Source organism: Paracoccus sp. UBA889 (assembly GCA_002294185.1).
Lineage (GTDB): Bacteria > Pseudomonadota > Alphaproteobacteria > Rhodobacterales > Rhodobacteraceae > Paracoccus.
This window is the reverse complement of sequence record DBFD01000025.1, coordinates 41,735-46,338: the sequence shown is the minus strand read 5'-3', so window position 1 is coordinate 46,338 and position 4,604 is coordinate 41,735. Positions and strand designations below refer to the sequence as shown.

Sequence of the window (4,604 nt, the reverse complement as noted above, 5' to 3'; positions counted from 1 at the left end):
TCTGACGGGGTTTCTGCGTCGAGATCGGTGGCCGCAGGGGCATCGGCCAGGTCGCGGATCAGCACGTCCTGGGCAATCGGCGTGCCGGCGGCCCAGAGCATCGCCTCGAACCTCGCGCAGCGCCAACCGGGCGATCAGGCCGGCGCGCGGCCCCGTCTTCCAGCGCCGCCAAAAGGCCTCCAGCCTGCCGATGGCCCGGGCCGCGTGGGCGAGTACCACCGCGCAGGTAGCCTCAGCCGCGCGCCAGGCCCCGAGATTCGGGAGCGGGTGGTGATCCGCCCGCAGCAAGGGTGGAAGGGCCGGATCACGGCGCTGCAGGGAATCAACCAGTCTTCTTCGGGATCGCTGATATCCGCAAAATAGCCCCTATCTGCGGCGCACTGACGTAACGATCTTATTGCGCCATCACCCCCGATAAGGTCGGCTTATCGGTCTTGAAGCAGGTTCCGCGATGACCCGAACCCGAATCCCGCCCGGCTTGCCCTCCGGGCCTCTGAACCGGCATGGCGCGGCAAGATCGGTCCTGGTCGGGGCGCCCTGCCCTGCCGGCTTGCGGAACCGGCTCAGGCCAGGGTTGCGACGCCTTCCGCCTCGGCCGCGCGCAACAGCGCCCGGTCGAGACTGGCAAGCCGGCCGCCATGACGCAGGGCGGCTTCCAGATACAGCGCGTCATAGGCGGTCAGATTGTGGCGGCGGCACAGGTCCATCACGACCGGGCCAGAGGGCGTCACGTCCAGCCGGATGTTCAGATCGTCGATGGTCTCCGCGATCTGGTCGGCCATGCCCGCCGGCAGCCGCCCCCGGCGTTCGCTGACCATCAGGATGTTGCGCAACTCGACCCATATCAGCCAGGGCGCGACCGGATCCTCGGCCGCGCGCAGGGCGGGCTCCAGATCCGGGCCGGTTTCGTCGGGCATCAGCCAGCCGATCAGCGCCGAGGCATCGACGATCAGCATCAGCGCCGGCCCTCGTCCCGCGCCGACAGGATTTCGTCGGACCGCAGCGTCACGCCGCGCGCCGCCAGCCGGTCGCGCAGGGCGGACAGGCGCCGCAGGGCCGCATCGCGGTCGCCGCCGGCGGGAACCAGCCGCGCCACCGGTGCGCCGCGGCGGGTGATCAGCACCGATTCGCCCGCCTCGGCCGCGGCCAGCAGTTCCGACAGATGGGTCTTGGCCTCGAAGGCGCCGATTTCCCGCATGATCGCATCCCCATTAAACTGGCCTGCAATCTAGTCTGTCCGGCCGGCGCGCGCAAGCCCCCTGCCCCACGGCCCCAATCTGCGTGCACCTTCCCCGCGGGGAAGATCACTCGATCTGGTCCAGCAGCGCCGCCACCGCGCGTTCCAGCCGCCGCCGGTCCACGGTCGAAAAGTCGCGCGGCAGGCGGATTTCAAGCCGGCCATTGGCGGCGGTGCATTTGGCGCTGCCCTGGGGGCGGGCGATCTGGAAGGTGGTCTTGGCCTTGCCCGGCTGCGCGGGCACCGGCGCCGGCGCCGCCTTCCGGCCCCGGTCCGAACCGTCCTGCCCCTCGTCACCCCCCTGCCCCGCAAAGCGCCGCAGGATGTCCAGCTCGTCGCGGACCGACCGCGTATCCCAGTCCTGGAACTCGGCCTTGATCGCCGCCGCCGTGCCCGGCACCTCGTCCAGCCGCTGCGCCAGCGCCAGGCCCAGGGCGCGCGGAATCTCCTGCGGATACAGCAGCACCTCGCCCAGCCGTTCGACCAGCGGGATGAAGCTGCGGATATAGCTGCGCTTCTGGTAGCCGGCGGACTTGAACAGGATCGCCACGGCCTTTTCGGCGTCGTGTTCCTCGGTCGCCGGGTCCATCGCATAATGGACGGCAAGCTGCGCCATCTCCGCGAAAGAGATGTCCTTGCGGACGATGTTCTCGTCGACCATGCGGCGGTAAAGCTGGTCCAGCCCGTCGCCGCGCGCCGCGATCCCCGCCGGAATCCGGCCCCAGGTCTCGGCGTCGCCGGTTTCCTCCAGCAGCGCGCGATAGGCCGACAGGCGGCGCCAGCCCTGGATCAGCTCATAGCGCCCCTCGGCCGCCGGCTCGACCCGGATCGGATTCGACAGGCCGATATCGCGGATCGAGGCGACCAGTTCGGCCAGTTCGAAATCACCCCCCTTGGCCCGGTCGCGGATCAGCTTGTGGGTGTCGATCGTCTCCAGCGGGATCAGGTCGGTGATCAGGCCGGCGCGTTTCAGCCGCACATGTTCCTGGGCCAGGGCATCGTTTTCGGCCCGGATCCCGGCCGCGATGCGGGCGCGGTCGCGGCTGGATTCGGCGGTCTCGGTGATGGCGGCGGCCATCGGCCCGCGGCGCGGCGCGGCGGGGGCCGGCCTATCCGCCTTCCCCGCGGGGAAGGTCCCGGCCGGGTCGTTGTCCTCGGGCATCTCGATCTCGAACATGCGGCGTTTGCGGCTCATGCGGCGGTCTCCAACTGCTCCCAGGCGGTCAGCACATGGGTTCTGAATTCCTCGTAGGCCTGGTCGAAACTGGCCCGCGCGCGGCGCCAGGTGCCGCGCGTCATCTCGCGATAATCGATTTCGTAGATCGAGCTGAGAAAGCGCCCCGATTGTTCGACGGCGCGGGTCATCTCGATCGGGTGACGCGCCATCCGGTCGCCGAAGACCTGGCCGAAGGCGTCGAACATGGCGCGGTGCAGGTCGTTCGAGGGCTCGAACCGGGTCATCAGGAAACGGACATCGGCAAAGGCCTTGGGCAGCGCGATCTTCCCCGTGGGGAAGTCCTCGAAGCCGTGCGACAGGTCTTCCAGCGCCTCGGCCAGCTGGCCGATGAAGCTGGTCGTGCTGTCATATTCCCAGTATCCGGGGCCCGACGGGATATAGAGCATGTCGGCCGCGAAGACCGCGTTCATCGACTGATAGCCGATCGCGGGCGGGCAATCGAACAGGATCAGGTCATAGGCATCGTCGGCCAGCGCATCCAGAAAGCGCGACACCGCGCCGAAGAAGGTCCATTCCGGGTTCAGGTGCCGATACTGGGCGCTGGCGAATTCGACGAAGGCGGCATTGGCGCAGCTGGGCACGATGTCGATCGTGGACCAGGCCGTGGGCTTGATGAAGTCGGACGGCCGCAGCGAGCCCAGGCCCATGTCGCGGATCGAGGCCGGCAGCTTGCGATGGGGCAGGGCGGTCCCCGATTCGGCGCCGGCCGAGGCCGCGTTCATGCGGTCGGTCTCGCGTTCCAGGTCGCGCGCCATGATGCCCCAGACGGTGTGATCCTCGCCGATATCGGTCAGGCCCATGGAATGGGACAGGGTGGCCTGCGGGTCGAAATCCACGACCAGGATGCGATAGCCGTCCAGCGCCGCCGCATGGGCGAAGTGAAGCGCCACGGTGGACTTGCCGGCGCCGCCCTTGAAATTGGCGATGGCGGCGCGGAAGGCGCGCTTGCCGGCCGGGCGCGGCGGCAGCAGGGATTTCTTGCCCACCCGGATGCGGCGGCGCAATTCGTTGATCTCGTCCAGGCTGAACCAGCGCTGGCGCCCGTCCTCCTCGACTTCCCCGAGGGGAAGGTTCGGGTCGGCGGCCAGCTTGCCGCGGAAGGTGGACTGGTTGATGCGGAAGATCAGCTCGGCCACCTCCCAGCTGGAGAACCGGCGCAGGGTCTTTTCCAGCTCGGGGCTGAAGGTCTGCCGGCGGATCCAGCCCTGCATCTTCAGCGACTGGCTTTGCAGCCGCGCAAGGTCGTCGTGGGTATACATGTTGTGCCTGTCTGTCCGGACGCAAATCACTGTCAGTTCCGCTTTTACGCCGGATTTGCGCTTTTGGCAAAAGGCATTTCTTCTGGGGCCGGAGTTTAGCGCAAACCCGCCCCCGTTGCGCGAATCGGCCGGCCGGCGTGCGTTGCGCCTTGCGCCGCGCGCGCAACGGATTGGGGGACGCCGCGCGGCGCAACACCAGCGATTGGGGGACATCCCGGCCGGATTGCGGGACATTCAGGGCGTCCCCCAATACCAAGTCCTACCATTCTTTCTGTTCGAAACAGGGCCGGAAAGGCAACGGATGATGAAGATGCTTGACAGAATCGGAAATGCGGACGCAAATACGGCAAGGATGGCGAAAAGCGTTTGCGGTGACACAAGATCATCGGATCATGTCCGGACCAACCGGACCCGACGCATCGCCCGAGAGGCGCGAATCAGGCCGGGCGAACCGGCGGGCGAGGGCAGCGATGCAGGTGATACGTCCCGTTGGCCGCGAGGCGGCGGCGAGGAAATACGATCTTCTTTCCGCGATGATGGCCCATGCGCTGGCCGGCGATCAGAACCGGCAGCGGCTGGTGCTGCGGCTGATGGCGCTGATCACCACCCGATATAACTGGCAGCGCGACGAACTGACCATGGGCCAGCGCGAGATGGCGCGGCTGTGGTGCGTGGATGAACGCACCGTCAAGCGCGACATGGCGCGGCTGCGCGCGCTTGGCTGGGTGGTGGTCAAGCGGCAGGGCGTGCGCGGCCGGGTTTCGGTGCTGGGGCTGGATCTGGACCGGATCATGCTGGATACGCGCCCGGTCTGGGACCATATCGGGCCGGATTTCGTCGAAAGGGCAGGGGGCGCGAAGGCGGGCGATCC

The 4,604-nt window shown here is 68.0% G+C and carries 4 protein-coding genes and 1 pseudogene; 1 reads left to right on the top strand and 4 read right to left on the bottom strand.

Features of this window, described 5'->3' with window-relative positions; translation table 11 throughout:
• Positions 1-563 precede the first annotated feature (563 nt).
• The 4 genes from B4L36_RS04265 to B4L36_RS04250 form a co-directional block, all read right to left on the bottom strand.
• Positions 564-956, bottom strand: a complete 393-nt coding sequence (locus tag B4L36_RS04265) for a type II toxin-antitoxin system VapC family toxin (protein ID WP_292952873.1) — start codon at positions 954-956, stop codon at positions 564-566.
• Positions 956-1,198 carry a type II toxin-antitoxin system Phd/YefM family antitoxin gene (locus B4L36_RS04260; protein WP_292952870.1) on the bottom strand — a complete coding sequence of 81 codons (243 nt, stop codon included), beginning with the start codon at positions 1,196-1,198 and terminating at the stop codon, positions 956-958. Before B4L36_RS04260 ends, B4L36_RS04265 begins: the two co-directional genes overlap by 1 nt.
• 106 nt (positions 1,199-1,304) lie before the next feature.
• Entirely contained in the window at positions 1,305-2,432 is a 1,128-nt protein-coding gene (locus B4L36_RS04255) for a ParB/RepB/Spo0J family partition protein (RefSeq protein WP_292952867.1), read from the bottom strand.
• Complete coding sequence (locus B4L36_RS04250) at positions 2,429-3,733, bottom strand: AAA family ATPase (protein WP_292952864.1); 1,305 nt, start codon at positions 3,731-3,733, stop codon at positions 2,429-2,431. The genes B4L36_RS04255 and B4L36_RS04250 overlap by 4 nt, the downstream gene beginning before the upstream one ends.
• A 470-nt stretch (positions 3,734-4,203) precedes the next feature.
• Between B4L36_RS04250 and B4L36_RS04245 the strand changes: the two are divergent.
• A pseudogene (locus B4L36_RS04245) lies at positions 4,204-4,604 on the top strand (hypothetical protein); the annotation flags it as partial.

Coding starts and splice junctions, on each gene's coding strand:
- B4L36_RS04265 (WP_292952873.1), bottom strand. CDS start 956: ATGCTGATCGTCGATGCCTCGGCGCTGATCGGCTGGCTGATGCCCGAC.
- B4L36_RS04260 (WP_292952870.1), bottom strand. CDS start 1,198: ATGCGGGAAATCGGCGCCTTCGAGGCCAAGACCCATCTGTCGGAACTG.
- B4L36_RS04255 (WP_292952867.1), bottom strand. CDS start 2,432: ATGAGCCGCAAACGCCGCATGTTCGAGATCGAGATGCCCGAGGACAAC.
- B4L36_RS04250 (WP_292952864.1), bottom strand. CDS start 3,733: ATGTATACCCACGACGACCTTGCGCGGCTGCAAAGCCAGTCGCTGAAG.